Raw genomic sequence first — 24,315 nt, 5'->3', positions numbered from 1 at the left:
GAACTCCTCATCTCGTCTGCGGGAAGCCGAGGTCCACCTGGGACGTCGCCGGATCGGGCCAGCGCGTGGTGACGACCTTGGGACGCGTGTAGAAGGCCAGGCCCTCCGGACCGTACATGTGCACGTCGCCGAAGAGCGACGCCTTCCACCCGCCGAAGGAGTACGAACCGACCGGGACCGGGACCGGGACGTTGACGCCCACCATGCCCACCCGCACCTCGTCGGTGAACCGCGCCGCCGCGCCGCCGTCCCGGGTGAAGACGGCGGTGCCGTTGCCGTAGGTGTTGGCGTTGACCAGTGCCAGCGCCTCCTCGAAGGTCTCCACCCGGACCACGCAGAGCACCGGCCCGAAGATCTCGTCCCGGTAGACGGCCATCTCCGGTGTCACCCGGTCCAGCAGCGAGGGCCCGAGGAAGAAGCCGGGCGCCGGAGCCGGGTCGTGGCGGCCGTCCACGACGACCGTCGCCCCCTCCTCGGCGCCCGCGGCGACGTAGCCGGCGACCCGGTCCCGGTGCTCGCGGGAGATCAGCGGCCCCATGTCCACGCCCAGTCGCACCGCCGGCAGCCGCTCGGCCAGCGCCCGCACCAGCGGGTCGGCGGTCTCCCCGACGGCGACCGCCACCGACAGGGCCATGCAGCGCTCCCCCGCCGAGCCGTAGGCGGCCGAGACGATGGCGTCGGCCGCCACGCCCAGATCCGCGTCCGGCAGCACCACGGCGTGGTTCTTGGCACCGCCGAGCGCCTGCACCCGCTTGCCGTGGTCGGTGCCGGTCCGGTGGACCTCCCGGGCGACCGGGGTGGAGCCGACGAAGCTGACGGCGGCCACCTCCGGGTGGCGCAGCAGGGCGCCCACCGTCCCGCCGTCCCCCTGGAGCACGTTGAAGACACCGTCGGGCAGTCCCGCCTCGCGCCACAGCCGGCCGAGCAGCAGGGCCGCCGAGGGCACCTTCTCGCTCGGCTTGAGCACAAAGGCGTTGCCCGCCGCGATGGCGTTGCCGCACATCCACAGCGGCACCATGGCCGGGAAGTTGAACGGGGTCACCCCGACGGTCACCCCGAGCGGTTCGCGCACGCTGTGCACGTCCACTCCGGTCGCGGCGCGCGTGGAGTGGTCGCCCTTGAGCAGATGCGGCACGCCCGTGGCGAACTCGATGTTCTCCAGACCGCGCCGAACCTCCCCGACCGCGTCGGCGTGCAGCTTCCCGTGCTCCGCGGTGATGACGGCCGCCAGCTCCTCGGTGTGCCGGTGCAGCAGCTCCCGGAAGGCGAAGAGGACGCCCGCACGCCGGGACAGCGAACTGCCGCGCCACGCGGCGGCGGCCCGCGCGGAGTCCGCCACGGCGGTCTCGACATCGGCCGGGGAGGCGAGTGCGACCGCGCCGGTCACCCGCCCCGCCGTGGGGTCGTGGACGGGCACCGTGCGCTCCGAGGTGCCGGCTGTCGGCCGGCCCGAGATCCAGTGCGTGATGAGGGTGGTCATGACCGGCATCCTCGGCGCCGCGCTGCCCGGTACTCAATACCTCTATGTACTGTCACAAACCGGCGTCGTGCTGTCGGCGCGGGCTCGTCGCCGGCGGAAGCGCGTTGGATGGGGCACGCCGCAGAAGCCCGAGCGTCGTCCGCCAGGCAGCCCTCACAGCGGAGGGGCGGCCGAGCCGTCCGCGGCTCCCTCACCCGGGCCTCACTCTCGGCGAACCGTCCGCGAGCGGTCGCCGGGAGCTGCTGTCGGGGAAGAGGTCTCCAGCGGCACCGCCCCGGAGGGCACCAGACCCAACTGGACGCCGTGCCGTGGCAGCACCGCGTCGAGCGCCCAGTCGGACGCGACACGGGCGCGGTTGCCCGGCAGCGACAGCAGATGGTAGGCACGGGTGACAGCCGCGGCCGGGAGGCCCGCCAGGGGCAGCCCGAACGGGTTCGCGGCGGCGTCCGTGCCTCCGAGGTCGACCATGAACCCCAGGTCGTGGTGACGGTAGTCGCGTTCGGTGCCGTGCCCGAAGGAGGCGGCGATGTTGGCTGCCGCGAGGCGGCCTTGCCGGTGCGCGTGCTGGGCGGTCATCGCCGTGAGCTCACCCGGGTGGGTGAGGTCCGGAACGGCTGCGGCGTCACCGCAGGCGTAGACCTCGGGGTGCCCCGGCACGCGCAGCGTCGGTTCCACGCACAGCCGCCCCTTCTCCGTCGGCAGGCCCAACGAGGCGACGAACGGGTCCGGCCGGACCCCGACGCACCACACCAGGGTGTGGGTGGGCACGAACGTCCCGTCGCTGAGCCGCGCCCCCTCGGCCGTGGCCTCACTGATAGAGGTGCCCGTTCTGACCCGGACTCCCCTGCCGCGCAGGACGCGGTCCGCCGTCGCGGACAGCCGGGGATCGAGTTCGGGAAGCACCCGGTCGGCGATGTCGACCAACAGCCACTGCGGGCTGGGCCCGTGGCGCAGCGTGTCGTCCCGGCGGTGCAGGGTCTCCGTCAGCCGGACCCCCTGGGCGGTCACCTCGGTACCGGTGTAGCCGGCGCCGACCACCACGAATGTGGTGCGGGCCCGGCGCTCCGCCTCGGACGCGGCCGTGGCCGCCATCTCGACCTGCCGGGTGATGTGGTCACGCAGGTAGAGGGCCTCCCCCATACCGCGGAAGCCGTGCGCGTGCTGGGCGATCCCCGGGACGGGCAGGAGCTTGTTGACGCTGCCGACGGTGAGCACCAACCGGTCGTAGCCGATGCGTCCGTGAGTTCCCTCCGGGTCCGTGTAGCTGACGGTGCGGCCCTTCACGTCGAGGCCGTCCGCCTCGCCGAGGACCAGCCGGACGCCCCTCAGCGTGCCGGTGAGCGACACCGTGGCCCGCCGTGGTTCCAGTGCCCCGCCCGCCACATCGGGCAGGAGAGGGAGGTAGAGGAAGTAGTCGTTGGGGTTGATCAGTACGATCTCGGCCGCGCCGCGGGCCCGGTCGATGAGGGCCCGAGCGCACTGGTAGCCGGCGAAGCCGGCGCCGACGATCACGATGCGAGGACGACGACGGAACGTCATGGTTCTCCGTAGGTTGTCGGGCGGCCGGGGGCGCCGGACGTGGCGATCGGCCCCTGCCTCCGGCCGTTCGCGGGGCGGCCGGGGGCAGGGCCGCGCCCGTGGGCGGGGCCGGCCGAATGGCCGACACCTCGCCCACCGCAGGGCCCAGCACCCGGCCGCGGACCACCGCGGGCAACGTCACACCGTGCCGCGCCAGCCTCCGGACTCGCGGCCGCGCTTCTCGATGTAGACGCGGAACTGCGCGAGGTCACCGATCACCCGGCGGCGGACGAAGCCCAGCTTGTCGCCGAGGATCTCGGTGGCGCCCTGCGGCACGTGCACCAGTTGCAGCATCACCTTGGACCGGTTGTCCGAGAGCCGGTGGAAGGTCGCCACCCCCGCCTGGCGGATGTCCCCGGCCACCGCGGACCACGCGACCCGTTCGTCGGGGATCTGTTCGGTGATCTCGGCGTCGAACTGCCGGTCGACGCCCGCGACTCTGGCGGTCCAGCGGGTGAGGGTGGAGCTGAGCTGCTCGACCCTCTCCACTCCGTCCATGAAGCGCGGGAACTCCTCGAACTGCGTGAACTGGTTGTACGCCGTGCTGACCGGGACGTCGATCTCGACGGACTCCTCGATGTTCGACATGCGAATGGCCTCCTCCGGGGTGTGGCGTGGGGGCCGGCGCCGTTCGGCCTGCCGGACTCGGTGAGGTGAGGTGAGGTCCGGCTGGTCCGACCCCGCGTTGGTGTGGACTGTTCGCCTTGCCGACCACGCGCGGATCACACCTGCCGCACGGAAGAAGCCACCTCCAGTGGCCCAGCTGGGCCGGGCCGCCGGAGTCCTCCACGACGGGTGGCCCGCGACGGTCGCGCTGAGAGGCCGGCCCCCGATCACTTCCCGGGCCGGGGCCCGTCGCTGCCCTCGGTGGTGGCGGAGCCGGTGCCCGCCGCCGCACCGAGGCCGGGGGCGACAGAGCCCCGGTCGTCCAGACCGAGGCCGACCTTGGTCCAGCCGCTCTCCCGCCGGTCGAACGTCCGGTACGCCTCGATGGCGTCACGTTCGCCCGCCCAGCGGGTGATCAGTGGTGTCGGGTCCAGCTCGCCCGAGCTCACCATCGAGACCAGCCGGGGAACGTAGCGGCGGTGGTTGCAGTTGCCCATCTTGAGCGTGAGGTTCTTCATGAACGCCTCTCCGAACGGGAAGCGGCGGACCTGCGGTGGGTAGACCCCGACGAACCCGATGGTTCCGGCCTTCGCCACCATCCGCACGGCCCACCGGGCCGCCAGCGTCGGCGCGTCGCCTGCCACCCAGGTGGCGCCGTCCGGGTTCTGCTCGGGAGCCACCTCGTCACGCTCGCGGTCGAAGGCAGCCGCCTCCTCCCGGAGCGCTTCGGCCGCGGGGCCGCGAGCGGGGCGCTGGCCGTCGACGCCGACGGCTTCGATCACCCGGTCCACGCCTATCCCGCCCGTGAGTTCCCGGACGGCCTCGACCGGGTCCTCCGCGTTGAAGTCGACGGTCTCGGCGTGCTGACTGCGCGCGAGGTCGAGCCGGTCGGCGACGCCGTCCACCACGATGATCCGCCCAGCCCCCTGCAGGCGGGCGCAGGCGACCGCCGCCTGCCCGACCGGCCCCGCGCCGAGAACGGCGACGGTGTCGCCGCTGCTGATCTCGGCAAGCCGGGCGCCGAACCACGCGGTGGGGTAGATGTCGGAGAGCAGGATCGCCTGGGCGTCGTCCACGGTTTCCGGCAAGGGGACGAGACCGACGTGGGCGAAGGGGACGCGGGCGAACTCCGCCTGCAGCCCGTCGAGCCCACCGGCCGCTTCGGGCCCGCCGAAGAAGACGGTTCCGCCGCGCGGCTCGGCGGCGTTGGCGTTGTCGCACTGCGCGTAGTAGCCGGCACGGCAGTAGCTGCACGTGCCGCAGGCGACGGTGGAGGGCACGACCACACGGTCGCCGGGGCGGAAGTTCCGGACACCGCGTCCGACCGCCTCGACGACTCCCACGGCCTCGTGACCCAGAACCCGACCCTCCTTCATGCCCGGCATGGTCCCCCGGATGAAGTGGAGGTCGGTACCGCAGATGGCGGATGTCGTGACGCGCACGATCGCGTCGTAGGGGTCCTGGATGGTCGGCTCGGGTACGTCGTCCAGGCGAATGTCGCCCACTGCGTGCCACACGACGGCCTTCATGCGTTGCTCCTCGTCCGTACGGTGTCGGGTCGCAGCCGGGTTCCCGGCCCGAGGGCCGTGAAACGGCCCACGCCATCCCGCGCTGAAGACCCCCGCTTCGCCTTCTGCTGACGGGGCACCCCCACCTCAGGGAGCCCGCCCGATCGCGGGAAGGCAAGATCGGCCCCATGCTCGGAAGCGGGCCGGTCCCAGCCCTCCACCCTCCACCCGCAGCCCTCCACCCTCAGCCCGAAGGAGACTTCGATGCCCGCCGGAGCGAACAAGAAGCGTGAACGACAGTACGAACACATCAAGGAGAGTCAGCAGGATCGCGGCGCGCCCGAGGGGCGCGCCGAGGAGATCGCCGCCCGGACCGTGAACAAGCAGCGGGCACGGGCCGGGGAGTCGAAGACGGCGAGCCGGACCTCTACCCAGGACAGCAAATCGGCGTACCAGCGCGGTGGGGAGCGGTCACACCGGGGCGCTCAGGGGCCGACGAAGGACCAGCTGTACGCCGAGGCACGAAAGAAGAACGTCGAGGGGCGTTCGTCCATGAACAAGCAGCAGTTGCGCGAAGCTCTCGGCCGCTGAGCGTCGCCACCGGTCTCGCGCCGGGAGTCAGGGCGGTGGCAGGCGAGACGAGCCTTCCGGGGGGCGGGAGAAGGTCCGGTCCACTTCCTCTGCCCTCGCCGCGAGCTCCGCCCACCTGGCGCGGCTGCTGCGCGACCGGCCTTTGCCGCCCCCGCCTTCCTGAAGCTCCATCCTTGGCCTCCCCCGGCCGGCCGATACCGGCCGCCCGGCCCCACACGAAAGCAAAGAGAGCCCGATCCCCGCGAAGAACGGAGACGCCCGTGCGCGACCTGCGTCGGCTGCTCGGAGAGTGGCCCGTGTACCGCCAGCTCACCGGCGGCGACCCGACGGGGCGCGGCAGCGCGGCCGTGTCGCCCCGCACCCAGCGGACCAGGCCCCGCACGGACCTGACGGACCGCGTCGTGAAGTCGGTGTGCCCCTACTGCGCGGTGGGCTGCGGGCAGGAGGTCCACGTCCGGGACGAGAAAGTCGTGCAGATCGAGGGTGACCCCGACTCGCCGATCAGCCGGGGGCGCCTGTGCCCGAAGGGCGCCGCGACCCTGCAGCTCACCACCGGGTCGGCGCGCCGGCACCAGTGCCTCTACCGCGCACCGCACTCCCGCGAGTGGCGGTCCCTGGACCTGGAGACGGCCATGGACATGGTCGCCGAACGCGTGCTGCGCACCCGGCGCGAGACCTGGGAGTGGGAGCACGAGGGCACGCGGGTGGCCCGCACCATGGGCATCGCGAGCCTGGGCGGCGCCACGCTGGACAACGAGGAGAACTACCTCATCAAGAAGCTGCTGACCGGTCTCGGCGTCGTCCAGGTGGAGAACCAGGCCCGTGTCTGCCACAGCTCGACCGTCGCCGGCCTGGGAACGTCGTTCGGGCGCGGCGGGGCGACCACGTTCATGCAGGACCTGCAGCACGCCGACTGCATCGTGATCCAGGGCTCCAACTACGCGGAGGCGCATCCGGTCGGCTTCCAGTGGGTGATGGAGGCCAAGGCCAGAGGTGCCCGCGTCATCCACATCGACCCCCGGTACACCAGGACCAGCGCGCTGGCGGACTACCACGTGCCGCTGCGCGCGGGGTCGGACATCGCCTTCCTCGGGGGCGTGATCCGGTACGTCCTGGAGAACGAGGCGGACTTCCGCGAGTACGTCACGGCGTACACCAACGCCGCGCACCTGGTCAGCGAGGACTTCCGGGACACCGAGGACCTCGACGGTGTCTTCTCCGGCCTGGACGAGGAGTCCCACACCTACGATCCGGCGAGCTGGCAGTACGAGGGGTCACCCGTCCAGGCGTCGGCCGGTGCCCGCGAGCCGGTGGCGGACCGCCGGACGCAGGACACCAGTGGGGATCCCGCCACCCAGGCGGCCGGCGGCTCGGAGACCCATGGCTCCGGCGGCGCGGTGGCCGCCGCACGCCCTCGCCGCGACGAGACCCTGCGGCACCCGCGGTGCGTGTACCAGGTGCTGAAGCGGCACTACGCCCGCTACACGCCGGAACGGGTCGAGGAGATCTGCGGCGTCCCACGGCGGCTGTTCCTGCGGGTCTGCGAGGACCTCGTGGCCAACTCCGGGCGGGAGCGGACCTCGGCCTTCGTCTACGCCGTGGGCTGGACCCAGCACACCACCGGCAGCCAGTACATCCGCGCCGCCAGCGTCCTCCAGTTGCTGCTCGGCAACATCGGCCGGCCCGGTGGCGGCATCCAGGCGCTGCGCGGGCACGCGTCGATCCAGGGTTCCAGCGACATCCCGACGCTGTACAACCTGCTCCCCGGCTACCTCCCGATGCCGCACCACCGCGCTCACCAGGATCTCGACAGCTGGGTCGACTCCACCCGGACCGGCAAGGGCTACTGGCACGAGGCGCGCGCCTACGCCGTCAGTCTCCTCAAGGCCTGGTACGGGGACGCGGCCCGGCCCGAGAACGACTTCTGCTACGACCACCTGCCCCGGCTCACCGGCTCCCACGACACCTACGCCACCGTCCGCGCGCAGCTCGACGGCGCCTGCAAGGGCTACTTCCTGATGGGCGAGAACCCGGCGGTCGGCTCCGCCAACACCCGGATGCAACGCCTGGGCATGGCGAAGCTCGACTGGCTGGTGGTCCGCGACTTCTCCCTCATCGAGTCCGCCACCTGGTGGCAGGACGGCCCGGAGATCGAGACGGGCGAGCTGCGCACCGAGGACATCGCGACCGAGGTCTTCTTCTTCCCGGCGGCCTCGCACACGGAGAAGTCGGGTTCCTTCACCAACACCAACAGGTGGCTCCAGTGGCACGAGGCGGCGGTCGAACCCCGGGGCGACGCACGCAGCGACCTGTGGTTCATGTACCACCTGGGGCGCCGGCTCAAGGAGCGCTTGCGGGGTTCGACGGACCCGATGGACCGGGCCGTCCTCGACCTCACCTGGGACTACCCGGTGACCGGTCCCCACGACGAGCCCTCGGCCGAGGCGGTGCTGCGGGAGATCAACGGCAAAGGCGTGCACGGCGAACCGCTGAGCGACTACACGGCGCTGCGGGACGACGGGTCCACCAGCTGTGGCTGCTGGATCTACAGCGGCGTCTACAAGGGCGGGGTGAACCAGGCCGCCCGCCGGGTCCCCCACGGCGCGCAGGAGTGGACAGCCCGGGAGTGGGCGTGGGCGTGGCCGGCCGACCGCCGCATTCTCTACAACCGGGCGTCGGCCGCCCCCGACGGCAGCCCGTGGAGCGAGCGCAAGGCGTACGTCTGGTGGGACGAGCCGAGCCGCCAGTGGGTCGGCCACGACGCCGCCGACTTCGTGCCCGGTCTGGCGCCCGACCATGTGCCGTCCGAGGACGATGTCGGCGTCGCGGCGCTGCGCGGCGACGACCCGTTCATCATGCAGGCCGACGGCAAGGGCTGGCTGTACGTTCCGGCGGGTCTGCTGGATGGGCCGCTCCCGACCCACTACGAGCCGCAGGACTCCCCCGTCACCAACGGGCTCTACCCGCGCCACGCGCGGTCACCGGTGCTGTTGCAGAGCAGCCGCCCGGAGAACCGGTACCACCCCGGGGCGGACGAGCCGGGCGCCGGGGTCTTCCCGTACATCGTCACCACGCACCGGCTGACGGAACACTTCACCGCCGGCGGCATGAGCCGCTGGTCGCCGTATCTGAGCGAGTTGCAGCCCGAGTTCTTCTGCGAGGTCTCGCCGATGCTGGCGGCCGAGCGCGGTCTGGAACACGGCGGCTGGGCGACTCTGGTGACCGCCCGTAACGCGATCGAGGCCCGTGTCCTGGTGACCGAGCGGATGATCCCGCTGACCGTGCACGGCCGGACCGTCCACCAAATCGGCGTGCCTTTCCACTGGGGCCCCAACGGGTTGTCGACGGGAGACGCGGCCAACGAACTCGTCGCCGTCGCGCAGGATCCCAACGCCCATATCCAGGAGGACAAGGCCCTCACGGCCGACATCCGCCCGGGACGGCGTCCCCGGGGAGCGGAGCTGCCGCAGCTCGTCGCGGAGTACCGGCGCCGTGCCGGGATCACGGCCGAGACGGGAAGCCTGGCCCGACAGGAAGGATCGAAGAATGACTGAGACGCACGGCGGGCCGAGCGGCGAGCGCGGCACCGCCGGCCGGCCGGACCCCGCGGCGGATACCGGGCACCCCGAACCGCCGCCACGGGTCGGCTTCTTCACCGACACCTCGGTCTGTATCGGGTGCAAGGCCTGTGAGGTCGCCTGCAAGGAGTGGAACGCCCTCCCCGCGGACGGCTTCTCACTGAGCGCGATGTCCTACGACAACACCGAGGGCCTGGGTGCCTCGACCTGGCGGCATGTCGCGTTCGTCGAACAGACGGTCCCCGACACGGCCCCGACGGCGGTTCCCTCGCCCGAGGGCCGGACTGAGCTCGGGTTGAGTCCGGTCGAGCGGGCGGGCGGCTCCGCGGGCGGGGAGCAGACGGAGGCGGAGGAGACCCCCGGGTCCAAGATCCGGTGGCTGATGTCCTCGGACGTCTGCAAGCACTGCACCCACGCGGCCTGCCTCGACGTCTGCCCCACCGGGGCGCTCTTCCGGACCGAGTTCGGGACGGTCGTCGTGCAGGACGACATCTGCAACGGCTGCGGCTACTGCGTCCCGGCCTGTCCGTACGGCGTCATCGAGCAACGGCCCGACGACGGCCGGGCCTTCAAGTGCACCATGTGCTACGACCGCCTGGGCGCGGGCATGGAACCCGCCTGCGCGAAGGCCTGTCCCACCGAGTCGATCCAGTTCGGGCCGCTGGACGAGCTGCGCGAACGCGCCGCGCTTCGTGTCGACGCCCTGCACGAGGCGGGTGTCCCCGACGCCCGCCTCTACGGCCACGACCCGGACGACGGCGTCGGCGGTGACGGCGCGTTCTTCCTCCTCCTGGACGAGCCCGAGGTGTACGGGCTCCCGCCGGATCCCCAGGTGCCCACCCGGGACCTGGGACGCATGTGGCGGCACGCGGCAGGCGCGGGCCTGGCACTGGCCGGCGCGGTGGCCGCGGCCACCGCGACACTGGCAGCAGCACGAAAGGGACGCGCATGACCGGCGAGACCGACCCCTCCGCTCCCGTGCACGACAGCGGGCCGACGGGGCGCGACGCCGCGCCCGAGGCGCACCGCACCGGGCGTCGCCGTCGCGGCGAGCAACTCATGGTCCCCCGCGCGACGTTCGACAGCTACTACGGCCGTCCGATCATCAAGGCACCGGCGTGGGAGGCACGCGACATCGCCGGCTACTTCTTCCTCGGCGGGCTCGCCGGAGCCGGCTCGGTACTGGCCGCCGCGCACCAGGCGACGGGCGCGCCACGCACCGCGACCGCACTGAAGATCACCTCGCTCGGCTCGGTGGGGCTGGCCACGGCCGCGCTCATCCACGACCTCGGCGTCCCGTCACGCTTCACCCATATGCTGCGGGTCATCAAGCCGACTTCCCCGATGAGCGTGGGTTCCTGGCTGCTGGCCGTCTACGGCCCGCTGGCCGGGGCCGCGGCGGCCTCGGCGCTCTCCGGCCGGGCGCGCCGCGCCGGAGCGGCGGCGACCGCGGCTGCTGCCGTACTGGGACCGGCGGTCGCCACCTACACGGCCGTGCTGGCGGCGGACACCGCCGTGCCGGCCTGGCACGGAGCGCACCGGGAACTCCCCTACGTCTTCGCGGGGTCGGCGCTGACCGCCGCCTCCGGAGCCGCCCTCGCCCTCGGGCCCCGCCGCGAGACGGGCGCGGCCCGGCTCACCGCGCTCCTCGGGGCGGCCGGGGAGGCCGCCGCCGACCACGCCATGCGCCAACGGCTCGGGACGGTGGCGTCGACCCTGCGCGAGGGCCGGGCGGGCCGCCTGCTGCGGACGGCGCGGGCGTTGACGGCCGGCGGTGTCGCGCTGGGCCTGTGGTCGGGCCGCTCGCGGGCGGCGGGCGTGCTCGCGGGGACCGCCCTGCTCGCGGGATCGGCCTGCACGCGGTTCGGCGTGTTCGCCGCCGGCATCGCCTCGGCGGAGGACCCCGCCCACACGGTCGGGCCCCAGCGGGCGCGGATGGCCGAGCGGGCCCGGATGGCAGAGCGGGCCCAGGCCGCTGAGCGGGCGAGCGAAGCGGACTGACGCCCGGCCGGCCGGGCGGTCCGTGTGCTGCCCGGACGCTCAGCCGGGCGTGAGGGGGCCGGTCACGTTCCGGGACCCTGCCGGTAGCCCTCGCCGGGCTGCCGGGGGTTGCCGTGCGGCGGATGGTGCTGCGGCGGCGCGGCGGTCGCCGGATCGACGGGTGATCCGGTCCTTCCGTCGGAGGCGGCGTCGACCGGCTGGTTCTCGCCGCCCGGGGTGGGTCGCGCGCCGTCGGCCAGCTCGTCCAGGCGCGTGGCGAGCATCTGCCGCACCGCGGGGCGGTCGGCGTGGTTCTCCTCGTGGCTGATCAGCGTGTGCAGCTGATCGCTGTCCAGGCTCCTGATGCGGTGCAGCAGGGACCCGGCGGGCTGCTGGTCCCAGTCGGGCACGGGAAGGTCGTCGGTGGCGCTCATCCGAAGTGGCTCCTCTCGGGGGTACGGCGGCTCGGGCGGACGGGCCGCCCTCGCGCGGACGGCCCGTCCGGCCCGATCCGCGCTGGCCACTCGGGTTGCCGCGAGAGGCGGCTCCCAAACCTCACGTCACGCACCACACCGGCGTGCCGCGCACCGCCCGACGTGGACCCCGTCACCCGGCCAGACCGTTGACGCGGTACTGCATCACCCGGTAGTTCCGGTTGTCGTACCACTGGCTGACGGCGATATGGAGGTCGCCGAGGCTCGACCCCGGGATGATGAAGCCCCCGTACGGACTGGCCACGGCATTGCCTCGCTCCTGACCGGGCACGGTCGGAACGATCATGGTCTGTTCCGGCGTGGTGAAGAGGTTCGAGGTCGGCAGCGCGAAACTCTGCGCGCGGATGTCCAGCGGGTTCATGTTGAGCCAGGTGAGCGCGTACCTGCCGTCCATGGCCCGGAAGCAGATCTCTCCCCACCGGCGTTCACGCGTCACGGATGTCGGCGGATGGCCCCAGGCCCACCTGCCGTCCGCGTACCCCCAGGGCTCGTAGGCCGCCGGGTTCCCGAGGGCGTCCTGGGGGACCCGGTGGAGCAGGAGGGCCGAGGTCACCTCCCGGTTGAAGGCGGTCGAGAGGACGTAGCAGTAGCCGTCGTCGGCGACCGCGTAGCTCTTCTGCTGGAACTGCCCGCCGTGGCTGTCGCCGGGCCACTGGCAGAGGTAGTGCCAGGTCTCGCCGTTGTCGTCGGAGCGCCAGAAGTCCGTGTGGTGGGTCCGGTAGATCACCCCGCGCATCAGGTGCATGTACATCGTCGGCCCGACGGTGAAGACGTCCGAGGGGATGGCGGTGGTGCCCCCCGTGTGGCCCTCCGGAACGAGGCCGACCGCGCGGGAGCCTCCCACGCTGCCGTCGATGACGAGTGACCCCGGCGCGGAGTGCGAGGACCGCAGTCCCACCGGCGACCGCCAGTCGGGGCCGCCGACGCCCTCACCGTCGAAGGTGTCACCGCAGACGAAGAGCGTCGAGCCGTCGGGGCACCGTGCCGGTATCCCGAGGTCCGTCCAGGGCGCGGCGAACCGGCCGGTCTCCGCGGGGCCGGTGAGGTCGCGCACCTTCGTTCCCGTGACCTGCTGCGCGGCGGCCACGCCCGGCCCCAGCGCGCCGACGCCCGCGACGGCGAGCCCACCGACCGCCGCCGAGCGCAGCAGCGCCCGGCGGCTCGGACCGGCCGAAGGGCCGAGCCCGGTGGCCCCGCCGTGGTGCCGAGCGGAGCGCGAGGGGTTGTTCGATCCATGCATGACAAGTCCTCCCGAAGGCTCGGCGGGGGGGGTGAAGGGTGGTCAGGCCCGGGGCGGTTCAGGCCCCGGGCAGGTCGGGCCCTGGGCGGTTCAGGCCCTCCGCAGACGCGCGACGATCCCGTCCAGGTCGCGGGCGAACAGGTCGGGGCGGACGAAGTGGCCGCCCGGCGGCTCGTGCCACTCGTGCGGGATACCCGCCCCGCCGAGCAGCGAACGGAACTCCCGCTGGCCCGCGAGCACCTGGTTCTCATTGATCGTGTCGAACCAGTTGACCGGGTCCGGACTCGTTCCGGCCACCAGGAAGATCCGCTTGTGGTGGTAACTCCCGATGCGCTCAACGGGGTTGTCGTCGCTGACCCGGCGCTCGTTCCACAGCGGCGCGCCGTAGATCGTCCCGCCGGCGAGGTCCACGGCGGCCGAGGACGCGTTGGCCCAGTGCGTGACCAGGCCGAAGTCACGGCGCAGGCTGGCCGGTCCCGAGTGCGAGCTGACCGAGGCGAAGTGGCCGTAGTACTTGGCGGCGTACTTCAGCGCGCCGAACCCGCCCATCGAGAAACCGGAGACGGCGCGGCCGTCGTACTCGGCGTAGGTACGGAAGTTGGCGTCGATCCACGGCACCAGCTGGTCGATGTGGAAGGTCTCCCAGTTGCGCGGGCCGACGTTGGAACGGACCGGGTTGGAGTACCAGCCGGTGCTCCCGCCGTCGGGCATCACGACGATCATGGGCCTCCCCGCCGTCTGCTGGCGGATGCCCATCTTGTCGAAGGTCATGAAGTCCTGGCCGATGCCGCCGCCGTGGAAGAGGTAGAGGACCGGGTAGCGGCGTCCGCTGTGGTAGTCGTCGGGCAGCAGCACGTTGACGGCCGGGTCCCAGCCGATCGCGTTGGTCGCGAACCGGTAGTACTTCATGCGGTGGTCGCGCTCGTCGCGGTCCACGACTCGCAGGCCGAACCCGTCCCCGACCGCGTTGGCGGTGGAGGCCGTGGCCAGTACGCCCGCTCCTCCGAGAGCCGTCGCCGCGGCCAGGCCGCCGGCCGTCCTGAACAGGGATCGGCGTGTCGGACGGTGGGTGCTCATCATGGCCTCCAGGGGACGGAAGAAGGGTGTACCGGGTGCGTGCGGCGGCGCCGCGGCCGCCGTCGCAGGCGATGCGGGACGAGCGGTCGATGGCGTCGGCCGTACCGCGGCGCCGGGGGTGGGCCCGTACGTCGGCGGTGCGCCCGTAAGTGGGTGAACGGGACGGCGGGTGGGGGTCGAGGGCCGGCCGGGCCACGGGGAGGCGCCGCCCGGCGACAAGCCTGGTCGCCCGGCCGACGCGGGCACAAGAGACGTAAGCGCAGGCTTACGTGGGTGCCGCCTGGCCCGGCCCGCTCCGCACGCCGCCGTCCTCGACGGCGAGAAGGGCACGCCCCTCGGCCGTGGCGAGGTGGAGGCCGCGGCCGGCCGTGCGGATGGTGGTGATCAGACCCGCCGCGCGCAGCACGTTCATGTGCTGGCTGACCGCCGGATGCGTCACCTGGAGCGTCCGGGCGGCCTCCACCGTCGAGCAGCCGGTGCGGGCGGCCCGCAGCAGCTGGGCACGGGTCCTCCCGAGGAGCCGGGCGAGGGGGTCGCGGTCGACCGCCGGCTCCGTCCCGCCCGGCGGCGTCGCCCACCCGGCCGTGTGCAGGATCGGGTGGACCAGGACAGGCGGCAGCTGCCCGTCCGCCAAGGTGGTCGGAGTGGGCCAGCAGAAGAAGGAGGGCTGCAGCACGAGTCCCCGGCCGGCCAGACGCAGCTCCTGGTTGGTCGGGTACGTCACCTCCAGCACCGGCGGGCGCCAGCGGACGTCCGGACCGAGCCCCGCCAGCAGGCCCTCGGTGCCGCCGTTCATCAGGCTCTGCATCCGCCGTGCGCGGTCCGCGTCGATGTCCGCGCGGACGTGCCGCCAGTGCGGGAGGAGCGCCTGCGCCTGGTAGGCGTGAAGAGCGTCGCCGAGCTGTGCGAGCGTGCCCGCGTCTCCTTCGGCGAGCGCGCGCGTCCATCCGGGCAGCCGCGTCGAGCCGGCCAGCCGGGTCAGCTCCGTGCGCAGCCTGGGGCGCGGCGTTCCGAGCAGGGTGTCGATGGCCGCCTGGAGGGTCGTGCGGTCGCCGGACGTGGGGGTGAGGAAGTCCGGGGAGTAGCCCCGCGGGGGCAGCAACGGCGAGAGCAGCTGCCGGCTCGGTGGGAGCCGTGGCCGCACCCATCGACGCCAGGCGCCGAACACCCGCTCCCCGTCGGTCCGTTGCAGCGTCTGCACGCTGTTGGCGATCTCCCACAGGAAGTCCGGGCCGGGCGCCACCTTGACCCGCGTCAGGTCCTCGGGGGTGAAGTGGATCCGCAGCATGGATGCTCCGTCGAAAAGCGAGGTGGACCACTCTAACCGTGGTGCTGCCGGGTGGGCCCGTGACGAGGGTTCGCGGGCGCACCCGGGAGTGGTGCGCCCGGGCGGACCGGTGCGCGCGGGGCGGGTCACCGCGGGCGGCCCGAACGGGACGGTAGGCCGCCCTCACCCTGCCGGTACGCTGCCGGAGTGACGGAGCAGACCGAACGGACGGAGCAGACCGAACGGGAAGGGCGAAGACCCGCCAACGGCGGGCCGAAGGCCGCCGCCCGCAACCGTGCCGCCGTGGTCGCCGCCGCGCGGGAGATCTTCGCCGAACAGGGCCTGGAAGCGCCCCTGTCGGCGATCGCGCGCAGGGCCGGGGTGAGCCAGGGAGTCCTCTACCGGCACCTCCCGGACCGGAGTGCCGCGGTGGCGGCGGTCCTGGAGGAGAACGTGCGGCAGGTCGAGCAGGCCGCCGGGGCCGAGGGAGCCGGCTTCGGCGAGGTCCTCGGTGTGCTCACCTGGCATCTCGCGCAGTCGGCGGCGTTCATCGGTCTGCTGCACACCGAACGGATGGCCGTCCGCTCCGGCCACCGCGCACACGCGCTGGACCTCTCCGAGCGGGTCCAGCGAAGCCTGCGGGCACACCTGCCGGCGGACCACCGGCTGAGCGCGGAGGAACTGGAGCTGGCCGTCGCCATGGTCTCCGCGACCGTGACCGGCCCCACCCGCGAGGAGCGCGAGCGCCGGGCGCTGGCCGCCTGGCGGCTGCTCGGCGTCGAGGTGGGACCGGTTCGGCCCTTCAACGGATGAACGCGGGCGTTCTCAGCCGCCGTTGGACTGCCTGGTGCCCTCCGCGAGGGCGTCGAAGGTGTAGAGGTATCCGCCGGCGGGTCCGCTGACCGTCATGTACGCCTTGGTCCCGCCCGGTGTGATGGCCACGTTCGTCGCCGACTTCAGCCCTTCGGCCTCCGCCGGGGGTTCGATCGTCGCCAGCCGCTCGCCGTGAGGGCTGTACACGGCCATGGCCGGCCGGCCGTGCAGCCCCACGTAGAGGTTGCCGTCGGCGTCCACGGCGATGGAGTCGGTCTGCGCGATCCCGCCGTCCACGCGGATCGCGGTGTGCCGTGAGGTCACCTCGCCCTGTTCGTCGAGCTGCAGGTAGGAGATCCGGTTCTCGGTCAGCTCGCTGAACCACAGCCCGTGGTAGTCGGCGTCGAACGACACCCCGTTCGTCGCCGCCAGGCCGTCGGCCAGCACGTCGGCCTGCGCACCGTCGCGGCTGACGCGGACCACCCGTCCGTGGGCCACGCCCTCGGAGAGGCCGCGCGAGTCGCTCACATACAGGTTGCCGTCCTGGTCGAAGGCGATGTCGTCGGGGTTCATCGGCGCTCCGTCGACCTCGCCGGAGAAGAAGGTCTTCGCGTCCCCGCCGCCCGCGTCCAGGCTCACGATCTCGCCGTGCAGGTAGTCGGTGAGGTAGAGCCGCCCGTCGTGGGGGCTGAACTGCGCCGAAGTGTACGCCCCGCGGCCGTCGGTGTGGAGCGGTCGCACCGTCTTCTTCCCGACGTCGACACTCATCACCTTGGGTTCGCCCTCGGGTGCGGTGACGTCGACGACGACCAGCCGGCCGTCCGTGCCGAACGTGGGGCCCTCCAGCAAGGTCATCCCGGTCTCGGCGTGGGGCTGTGTCAACCGCATGACCTCGTGCGCCCGGATGGTGCCGCCCGCGTCGTCGGACGACGCGGCGTCGCGGGGCTCGCTCGTCGCCGTACCGCATCCGGCCAGGACCAGCATGCCCGCCGCGGCGAGCACGGCAAGTGGTCGGGTCGGGGGTCGTCGCATGGGAATCCCTCTTCCTGTCCGCGGTGTGCGGGGCGCCGTGTACCGGGAGGAGAGCGAGTCCGTTCCATGGCGCGGACTCCGCACGGCCCGATGTCGCGGCGCACCCACCTTCTACCGGACACTGTTGTCCGGTAGTTGTTACCGTAGCGGATGGCCGCTCACCCGAGGCGGCCCAACCAGCCATGATTGGGGCCCACATGACGACCCCTCACGCGACCGCTCCCCACGAGCTGGCCGCACTGAGGCAGCGATACCGCTTCGAACGCGAGCGGCGCGTGCGAAGCGACGGAGCCGGCCAGTACCGCGACACGGACGCCGAGTTCGGCTACTACGCCGCCGACCCGTACACAGAACCCACCGAACGCGGCACCCTCCACGACAGCGTCGACGTCGCCGTGATCGGTGGCGGATTCGGCGGCATCCTCGCCGGGGCACACCTGCGGCGACAGGGCGTGGAGAACGTCCGGATCGTCGAGAAGGGCGGCGACTTCGGAGGTACCTGGTACTGGAACCGGTACCCGGGCGTCCACTGCGACATCGAGTCGCACGTCTACCTGCCGATGCTCGACGAGACCGGCTACATACCCGAGTGGAAGTACGCGCCCGGAGACGAGATCCGCCGCCACGCGGTGCGCGTCGCGAACCGCTTCGACCTCTACACCGACGCGCTGTTCTCCACCGGAGTCACCACCCTGACCTGGGACGAGGGCTCCGAGACCTGGGTGGTGGCCACCGACCGCGGAGACACCTTCCGTGCCACCTACGTCATCAACGCCACCGGCACCCTCACCGACCCGAAACTCCCCGGCATCCCCGGCATCGAGGAGTTCGCGGGCCACACGTTCCACACCTCACGCTGGGACTACGCCTACACCGGCGGCACCCCCGAAGGCGGGCTGACCAACCTCGCCGACAAGCGGGTGGGCATCGTCGGCACCGGCGCCACCGGCATCCAGGCCGTCCCGATGCTGGCCGAGAGCGCCGCCCACCTCTACGTCTTCCAGCGCACACCCTCCACCGTGGACGTCCGCGCCAACCGCCGGACCACCGCGGAGGACGTCGGCGCCGAGCGCGAGGGGTGGGCGCACCGGCGGCGGGAGAACTACCTCCGCATCGTCTCCGGCGAACCCGAGGAGCGGGATCTCGTGGCGGACGCCTGGACCGCGTCCGCGGGCCTGCTGGAGAAGCTTCTGCCGAGCTTCCGCCGCGACGAAGGCGACCCCCGGGCCTTCGAAGCCGCCTACGAGGCCGCCGACGCCGCCAAGATGAACGAGCTCCGCGCCCGCGTCGAGGAAACCGTCACCGACGCGGAGACCGCCGAGAAGCTCAAGCCCTGGTACCGCTACGCCTGCAAACGCCCCACCTTCTCCGACCTCTACTATCCCGCGTTCAACCGGGACAACATCACCCTGGTCGACACCGCCGACACCCACGGCATCGAACGCGTCACCGAACGCGGCGTCGTCGTCGGCGACACCACCTACGAACTCGACTGCCTGATCTTCGCCACCGGCTTCAACGTGGGCGCCTCCGGAATCCACTCCGGGAAACTGCCCGTCCACGGCCGGAACGGCGTCCAACTGCTGCACACCTGGGCACAGCGAGGACCGCGCACGCTCCACGGCTTCACCAGCAACGGATTTCCCAACCTGATCCAGATGGGCTCCCTCCACAACGCCAACAGCGTCAACTTCGCCCACATCCTCGACGAGCAGGCCCTCCACGCCGCCGCCCTCATCGCCGCCGCCGAGACCGAGGACGCGCTCATCGAACCGCCCCGCGCGTCCGAGGACACCTGGCTCGCCGTCCTGGCCGACGGTGCCCCCGACCACGAGTGGTTCCACGCCGAGTGCACCCCCGGCTACTACAACCGCGAGGGACGCGGCCGCCCCAACGGACCGGCCTCCTACCCCCACGGAGCCGTCGCCTTCCACCAACTCCTCAGCCGCTGGCGGAAGGAGTCCATGAGCGAGATCCTCCACACCAGGACGGCCCCACACCCCTGACCCGACCACGGGGCCGGGCCCACCGGTGGCTCCCACCGAGGGGCGACGCTCCAGCCCGGTCACCGCGGGCCGCACGCCCCGGTGGCCGGGCACTACTCCCCGGCCGTGGTGACTCCGGCTGATCGGGCCCGGCCTCCATGGCGAGGAACGGCTCAGCCGCGGGCACGGCGGGGCCTCGCACGTCAGGAAACGGGGAACCAGACCGACAGCCGCTTGGCGATGGCCGCAACGTCGACGGTGCCCTGGGCAACGCACTCGACGATCTGGATGCGGAGCACGTCGGTCACTTCAGGTAGTCCAGGATCTCCGCATCGCTGTCCATGAGCTCGGCGAGGACGTCGTCGACCTTCGGCTCGGCCCGGTTCTGGGCCTCGCGGATCGCCTCGATGGCGAGTTCCTGCTTGCTGCGACGCTCACGACGTGCACGCTCGGTGAGCTTGGCGTCAAGGTCATCGGGGTGTCGGAGTGTCATGGCCATAGCTGATGGTACCGACCGGGTGTCCGACACGGCTCGATGCCGGCCACCCGGCACCTCGGGCCTCACACGCCGGCGTAGGCGTCCGTTCGGCGGAGCGCCTACGCCGGCGCCGACCGTCCGCCGGCCCGTCTGCTACCAGCCGGCCTTCACCGCGTTGTAGGCCGTGCGGCAATCGGCGTTGGTGGCCTCCACCGCCAGCCTCTCCATGGAGCTGATCCAGACCTTCTTGGCCACCGCCTCCAGCTCACGGGTCTCGGCGGGTACGTTCGGGGCGTGCTTCTTGATCGTCGCCAACGAGGACCTGGCGAACTTGTTGCACACGGGCCCGGCGGCGTTCCGGTAGCGGGTGTCCAGGTCCGTGGCGACGGCCTGGCCGTTCTGGGTCGCCCAGGTGTTCCAGGCCGCGCACGCCACCTCGGTGAACGCCTCCTGGTCGGCCTCGCTCAGCCCGAGGACCTCGCCCAGCAGGGTGTTCCTGGCCCTGTCGGGGACCGTGAAGTCCGCGACGGGGAACTTGTCGAGGGTTTCGAGCAGCGCCTCCTGGCACGCGGGGGGCAGCGAGGCCGCCTGCGCGCCGGAGGGGGCGGCCGTCACGGAGACGGACAGCAGGGCCGCGGTGAGGACAGCGCGCTGGACGGTACGCGAGACAGTCATGGGGCAGTGCTCCTTGCACGGGAAGGGATGGCGATCAGGGCACGGCGTCGGCGCCCGACGGCTACAGAACGATCACTCCCCTTCCAGGTCACGGGTCCGCCGTCGGAAGCGCCCGGTGGCACGCACGGCGCTCGGCCGGTCCGCGCGATGAGCCGAGGTCCCGGGCCCACGGCCGGCCCGGCGGTCAGGTGGGCCCGTGCGCTTCCGCGGACGCGCCGGACTCCGCCGGGGGCAGCGGTGCCCGGGGCTTCTCAGCCGTCCCACGTCGGCCGGGAGCCGGAAGCCACGGCTTCTGCCGCGGTGCGAGCGCGTTCCGGGTGCGCCGACGGAAGACCAGGAACGCGGCCGCCGAGGCGCCGGCGAGCCAGAGGCACTGGATCACCAGCCCCCGCACGTCCGGCGAGTCGGAGAAGGCCGCGGACATGCCGGCCTGCACGGCCCCGTACGTCGGCAGGAACTGCACGACGGCGCTGTCCGACCCGGAGCTGGAGAGAGGGTTCTGCAGGGCGACGTCGAGGATGCTGATCATCAGGATGGCGAACATGCCCTCGACCTCCCGGCGGAGCACCGACCCGAAGACGACACCGAGTGCGCCGTAGGTCAGAGCGGCGCAGAACAACGCGGCGGCCAGCAGGAGGGGCTGTCGCGGCGGCCAGCCGAAGCCGACCGCGACCGTCGCGTACGTCGCGACGGCAACACAGACCAGGGTGAGCGCCGAAAGCTTGGCGAGGACGAGGTGGTACCGGGGGTAGCCCGCCATCGCGAGGCGGCGGTCGAACCGGCCCCCCGTGAAGGTGGCCGCGAACATCATGAACCCGGCGATCAGGGTGACCGCGTTCAGCGCGCCGGTGATCTGGGTGAGGTGGTTGCCGGGCGGGGACAGGACCTCGCCGGTGGCCCGGAGCCGGAACGGGGCCGGCTGATCGGGAATGGTCAGATAGGCGAGGGCGATCCAGACGGGGATGTACACGACCACCAGCAGCATCGCGAACCGGTTGCGGGCGTGCCCGATCAGCGCGTACCGGGAGGCCGTGGTGAACAGGGACCAGTGCCGCCTCATGACGCGGCCTCCGTACGTCGTTCCTGGAGGTGGAGTCGCCCGCTCTCCAGGCGCCAGAGCAGGTCCAGCCGGTCGATGTCGTACGCCAGGTGCGAGACGACCAGGATCGAACGCCCGGCGTCGCGCAACCTCGTCGCCAGCTCCCAGAAGCGCAGGTAGGTCTCCCAGTCGAAGCCCTGGTAGGGCTCGTCCAGCAGGAGGACATCCGGATCGTGCATGAGCGCCAGGGTCAGGTTGAGCTTCTGCCGGGAGCCCCCGCTGAGCAGGCCCGCACGCTGGTCGAGGTACTCGGTGAAGGCCAGGGCCTCCATCACTTCCTCACCCCGCCCCAGGTCCGCGAGGCCGAAGGCGTTCTTGAAGAGTTCGAGATGCTGGCGGACGGTGAAGGAGTCGTCCAGGACCACGGACTGGGGGCAGTATCCGAACCTGCCGTGGTGGAGCACCGAGCCGCGGTCCGGCCTGAGTTCGCCCGAGAGGATCTTCAGCAGGGTCGTCTTCCCCGCGCCGTTCTCGCCGACGATCCCGGCGAGGGTGCCGGGCCGCAGCCGAAGGTCGACGCCTCGCAGCACGGTGTGCTGCCGGTAGGAGTGGTGCACATCTTCGACGTCCAACGCTTCGCTCCGTCGTATGGGTGTTCCTGAACGGGTGCGCTCCCGCCCCGCCCGGCCGTGGCCCGTACCCGGCCGTGGCCCGTACCCGGCCGTGCCCGGGGCCGGGCGATCCGGCGCCTCGTTCCGTGCGGGCCCGCGGGGCCCCCTTGCGCGGCTCACACCGGTCTTGAGTTCTCCTCCAGTTCGCCCACGGCCTGTTCCCACAGCTCCGGCAGCCGCTCCCCCAGCGGTAGAGCGCGGTCGGCGACGAAGGACACCTCGGCCCAGTCGCCGAAGAACGACAGCCCCACCGCGAAGAGATGCCCTGGCAGGAGCAGCGGCACCAGAGCGGTCCCCGTCACCTGCGTCTCCCCCAGGCTCCCTTTGTCGGCGAGCGGCATGGAGGTGGTCATGACGTTGGTGACGCGTGGGGAGAGCACCCTTCGCAGGTACCACGCCGTGGGGCGGTCCGGCATGAAGCGGACCAGATCCTGAAGGGCCCGCCGCCAGGTCTCCCCCCGCAGCTTCCGGGTCGTCGCCATGACGTCGTCCAGCCGCCGCAGAGCCGCCTCCCCGGCGCGGGGAGCGTCCGGGTCTGCCGAACCCGTGGTGCGCACGGGGAGATCCAGCGGCAGGGCGAAGCAGCGGTTCCCCCAGGTCTGCTCCTCGTCGGCGCGGCGCGCGTCGACCGGCAGCACCGCCGTCACCCGCGGGAGCGGCACGCCGGCGTGGGCCGACCAGACCGACAGCGCCCCGGCGAGTGCGGCCAGGTGGACATCGTGGTTCGAGCCCCCTCGCGCGGCGCCGATCCGGCGGAGGGTGCTCACCGGTACGCGGCCCCGCCACAGCCGCCGCTCCCCGGAAGGGGTGAAGACGGCGTCCGGACGGTGACCGCGGCCGGTGAGGGCGCCGGCCACGAACTTCGTCGCCAGCCCGAGGGCCACGCCCACGCGCAGGGGCACCCCCGAAGGACGGCTCCGGCCCGGTACCGGACGCGCCGACGGCTCCCCCTCGCCCAGCAGGGCCCGGAAGGTCATGGCGGCGGCGGCGCCATCCTGGCAGGCGTGGTGGAAGCGATAGCAGACGGCGTACGCGTCGGGTTCGTGGCCGTGGATCAGCCAGACGCCCCAGTAGGCGCCGGGGGCGAACGGAGCGTTGAGCGCGGTGTGGAGGGCGGAGTCCCAGGCGGCGGGGCCGTCGGCGACCACCTCGTGCACATGCCGGTCGACGGCGAAGTCCACGTCCGGCTGCCACCGGGACCGCCGGCCGCCCGCCACCCGGCTCGTGTGCAGGGGCAACGTGCCGAGGCGGAAGCCCACATACGCGCGAAGGTCTGCCAGGGCCGGGGGCGGACCACTGAGGTACGCGACGCCGCCCGCGTCCCAGCGGACGCCGGGTCGCCGGCGCTCCAGCTTGAGGAACGCCCGGTCGACCGAGTGCGTGGGGTGGCGGGGCGGAGGAACCGTCTGACCGGGGCGGTCGGACGGAGCGGGCCGTGCGGGCCGTGCGGGCCGGTCGGACGGAGCGGGCAGGTCGGTCTGCGGGGAATCAGCCATATGACTTGAGGGCTCCAACTCGGTCCAGGGGCGATCGCCTTGACGGGCGGGGACAGAGGGACGAGAGCGGGCGAGGGCGCCACGCCACCCACCCCGGCCGCGACCAACGGCATCGCTCGCACCGCCGGTCCTCGGCCGCGGCCGGTCCCGTTCCCCCGCGGCACCCGGCTCGCCTGCCCCGACGGGTCCTCAGCCCCCTGCGTCGACAGCGGCCTCCAGCATGGCGACCCGGGCGGAACCTGTCCGGGCCGCGGCCAGGAGTTCCCTCGAAAGAGGGACAGGGCTCCGGCCGCCACGGTGCGACTCCGGCAGTGTCCGGCCGGCCCGTAGCTCCGGGCGGCTGCGCCTGCGGTGGTCCGCGCCCGGGAGCCGCGGGCGTACACCGGCCGCGCGCGACGTACTTCGTTCGAGTGAGCGGGCGGAATCGCGACGCGCGCCTTGTCCGCCATCTGCCATTGTGTGCCGTGCGCCGGAGATCACCGGGTTCGACGGGCCCGGGACGCCGCCGTCCGAGTGGGCGTCGGGGAACCGGTGCGTGCCATCCGCACCGGATCGACCGGACGAACCGGACCGTGCGCGGCGCGATCGTCGTGAACGGTCCGCGTCACGGAACGGCCGGTGTCCTCCTCGTCCCCCGCGCCCGGTCGTCACAGCGGCCGGAAGGCCCTACCGGGCCGCATGCGCCGGGCGCCGCCGCCCGGGCCACGTCGCCCCGACGGCGCACACC

General features: G+C 72.6%; 20 protein-coding genes. 6 read left to right on the top strand and 14 right to left on the bottom strand.

Going from position 1 to position 24,315, the window contains the following annotated elements:
* Window positions 1-7 precede the first annotated feature (7 nt).
* The 4 genes from E0D90_RS03640 to E0D90_RS03625 all read right to left on the bottom strand — a co-directional run bounded on the left by E0D90_RS03640 (window position 8) and on the right by E0D90_RS03625 (window position 5,193).
* Entirely contained in the window at window positions 8-1,480 is a 1,473-nt protein-coding gene (locus tag E0D90_RS03640; RefSeq protein ID WP_130796570.1) for a CoA-acylating methylmalonate-semialdehyde dehydrogenase, read from the bottom strand.
* 201 nt (window positions 1,481-1,681) lie between these two features.
* The gene (locus E0D90_RS03635; protein ID WP_130796569.1) at window positions 1,682-3,019 is read right to left on the bottom strand and encodes an NAD(P)/FAD-dependent oxidoreductase; all 1,338 of its coding nucleotides are present in this window, start codon (window positions 3,017-3,019) and stop codon (window positions 1,682-1,684) included.
* A gap of 177 nt (window positions 3,020-3,196) precedes the next feature.
* Window positions 3,197-3,646 (bottom strand): SRPBCC family protein, encoded by a 450-nt coding sequence (locus E0D90_RS03630; protein WP_130796568.1) that lies wholly within the window; start codon window positions 3,644-3,646, stop codon window positions 3,197-3,199.
* A 245-nt stretch (window positions 3,647-3,891) separates the two neighbouring features.
* On the bottom strand, window positions 3,892-5,193 hold the full coding sequence (locus tag E0D90_RS03625) for a zinc-dependent alcohol dehydrogenase (protein WP_130796567.1): 1,302 nt from the start codon (window positions 5,191-5,193) through the stop codon (window positions 3,892-3,894).
* A 243-nt stretch (window positions 5,194-5,436) separates the two neighbouring features.
* Here E0D90_RS03625 and E0D90_RS03620 point away from each other — a divergent pair, with 243 nt between their 5' ends.
* The 4 genes from E0D90_RS03620 to nrfD all read left to right on the top strand — a co-directional run bounded on the left by E0D90_RS03620 (window position 5,437) and on the right by nrfD (window position 11,342).
* Window positions 5,437-5,763, top strand: coding sequence for a plasmid stabilization protein (locus E0D90_RS03620; protein ID WP_130796566.1), 327 nt, complete (start codon window positions 5,437-5,439; stop codon window positions 5,761-5,763).
* Between the two features lie 269 nt (window positions 5,764-6,032).
* Entirely contained in the window at window positions 6,033-9,317 is a 3,285-nt protein-coding gene (gene fdh / locus E0D90_RS03615; RefSeq protein ID WP_227869969.1) for a formate dehydrogenase, read from the top strand.
* The gene (locus E0D90_RS03610) at window positions 9,310-10,293 is read left to right on the top strand and encodes a 4Fe-4S dicluster domain-containing protein (RefSeq protein WP_130796565.1); all 984 of its coding nucleotides are present in this window, start codon (window positions 9,310-9,312) and stop codon (window positions 10,291-10,293) included. The genes fdh and E0D90_RS03610 overlap by 8 nt, the downstream gene beginning before the upstream one ends.
* A gap of 107 nt (window positions 10,294-10,400) precedes the next feature.
* On the top strand, window positions 10,401-11,342 hold the full coding sequence (nrfD, locus tag E0D90_RS03605; protein WP_130796575.1) for an NrfD/PsrC family molybdoenzyme membrane anchor subunit: 942 nt from the start codon (window positions 10,401-10,403) through the stop codon (window positions 11,340-11,342).
* Window positions 11,343-11,404: 62 nt separating this feature from the next.
* Here nrfD and E0D90_RS03600 read toward each other — a convergent pair whose 3' ends face one another.
* The 4 genes from E0D90_RS03600 to E0D90_RS03585 all read right to left on the bottom strand — a co-directional run bounded on the left by E0D90_RS03600 (window position 11,405) and on the right by E0D90_RS03585 (window position 15,420).
* Window positions 11,405-11,755 carry a DUF8129 domain-containing protein gene (locus E0D90_RS03600; RefSeq protein ID WP_103502796.1) on the bottom strand — a complete coding sequence of 117 codons (351 nt, stop codon included), beginning with the start codon at window positions 11,753-11,755 and terminating at the stop codon, window positions 11,405-11,407.
* A 172-nt stretch (window positions 11,756-11,927) separates the two neighbouring features.
* Entirely contained in the window at window positions 11,928-13,055 is a 1,128-nt protein-coding gene (locus E0D90_RS03595) for a DUF4185 domain-containing protein (RefSeq protein ID WP_130796564.1), read from the bottom strand.
* A gap of 90 nt (window positions 13,056-13,145) precedes the next feature.
* A complete protein-coding gene (locus E0D90_RS03590; protein WP_103502798.1) occupies window positions 13,146-14,132 on the bottom strand; it encodes an alpha/beta hydrolase in 987 nt (328 codons plus the stop codon).
* A gap of 265 nt (window positions 14,133-14,397) precedes the next feature.
* Entirely contained in the window at window positions 14,398-15,420 is a 1,023-nt protein-coding gene (locus tag E0D90_RS03585) for a winged helix-turn-helix domain-containing protein (protein WP_130796563.1), read from the bottom strand.
* Window positions 15,421-15,606: 186 nt separating this feature from the next.
* Between E0D90_RS03585 and E0D90_RS03580 the strand changes: the two genes are divergently transcribed.
* Window positions 15,607-16,212: a TetR/AcrR family transcriptional regulator gene (locus E0D90_RS03580; protein ID WP_130796562.1), complete on the top strand. Its 606-nt coding sequence runs from the start codon at window positions 15,607-15,609 to the stop codon at window positions 16,210-16,212.
* A 12-nt stretch (window positions 16,213-16,224) separates the two neighbouring features.
* Here E0D90_RS03580 and E0D90_RS03575 read toward each other — a convergent pair whose 3' ends face one another.
* Window positions 16,225-17,244, bottom strand: a complete 1,020-nt coding sequence (locus tag E0D90_RS03575) for an SMP-30/gluconolactonase/LRE family protein (RefSeq protein ID WP_130796561.1) — start codon at window positions 17,242-17,244, stop codon at window positions 16,225-16,227.
* A 197-nt stretch (window positions 17,245-17,441) separates the two neighbouring features.
* Here E0D90_RS03575 and E0D90_RS03570 point away from each other — a divergent pair, with 197 nt between their 5' ends.
* On the top strand, window positions 17,442-19,250 hold the full coding sequence (locus E0D90_RS03570) for a flavin-containing monooxygenase (RefSeq protein ID WP_130796560.1): 1,809 nt from the start codon (window positions 17,442-17,444) through the stop codon (window positions 19,248-19,250).
* Window positions 19,251-19,533: 283 nt separating this feature from the next.
* Here the strand turns inward: E0D90_RS03570 and E0D90_RS03565 are convergent, their stop codons facing one another.
* From E0D90_RS03565 to E0D90_RS03545, 5 genes are all read right to left on the bottom strand, one after another.
* Window positions 19,534-19,728, bottom strand: a complete 195-nt coding sequence (locus E0D90_RS03565; RefSeq protein WP_130796559.1) for a hypothetical protein — start codon at window positions 19,726-19,728, stop codon at window positions 19,534-19,536.
* A 132-nt stretch (window positions 19,729-19,860) separates the two neighbouring features.
* The gene (locus tag E0D90_RS03560; protein ID WP_130796558.1) at window positions 19,861-20,382 is read right to left on the bottom strand and encodes a hypothetical protein; all 522 of its coding nucleotides are present in this window, start codon (window positions 20,380-20,382) and stop codon (window positions 19,861-19,863) included.
* 184 nt (window positions 20,383-20,566) lie between these two features.
* Entirely contained in the window at window positions 20,567-21,442 is an 876-nt protein-coding gene (locus E0D90_RS03555) for an ABC transporter permease (protein WP_130796557.1), read from the bottom strand.
* Window positions 21,439-22,053: an ABC transporter ATP-binding protein gene (locus E0D90_RS03550; RefSeq protein WP_130796556.1), complete on the bottom strand. Its 615-nt coding sequence runs from the start codon at window positions 22,051-22,053 to the stop codon at window positions 21,439-21,441. The genes E0D90_RS03555 and E0D90_RS03550 overlap by 4 nt, the downstream gene beginning before the upstream one ends.
* 155 nt (window positions 22,054-22,208) lie before the next feature.
* On the bottom strand, window positions 22,209-23,588 hold the full coding sequence (locus E0D90_RS03545) for a hypothetical protein (RefSeq protein WP_130796555.1): 1,380 nt from the start codon (window positions 23,586-23,588) through the stop codon (window positions 22,209-22,211).
* Window positions 23,589-24,315: the final 727 nt, after the last annotated feature.

Origin of the sequence: Streptomyces otsuchiensis (assembly GCF_004305975.1) — a bacterium.
In the GTDB taxonomy this organism is placed as follows: domain Bacteria; phylum Actinomycetota; class Actinomycetes; order Streptomycetales; family Streptomycetaceae; genus Streptomyces; species Streptomyces otsuchiensis.
Note: the sequence above shows the minus strand (reverse complement) of the source record. Positions and strands in the feature narration are given on the sequence as shown.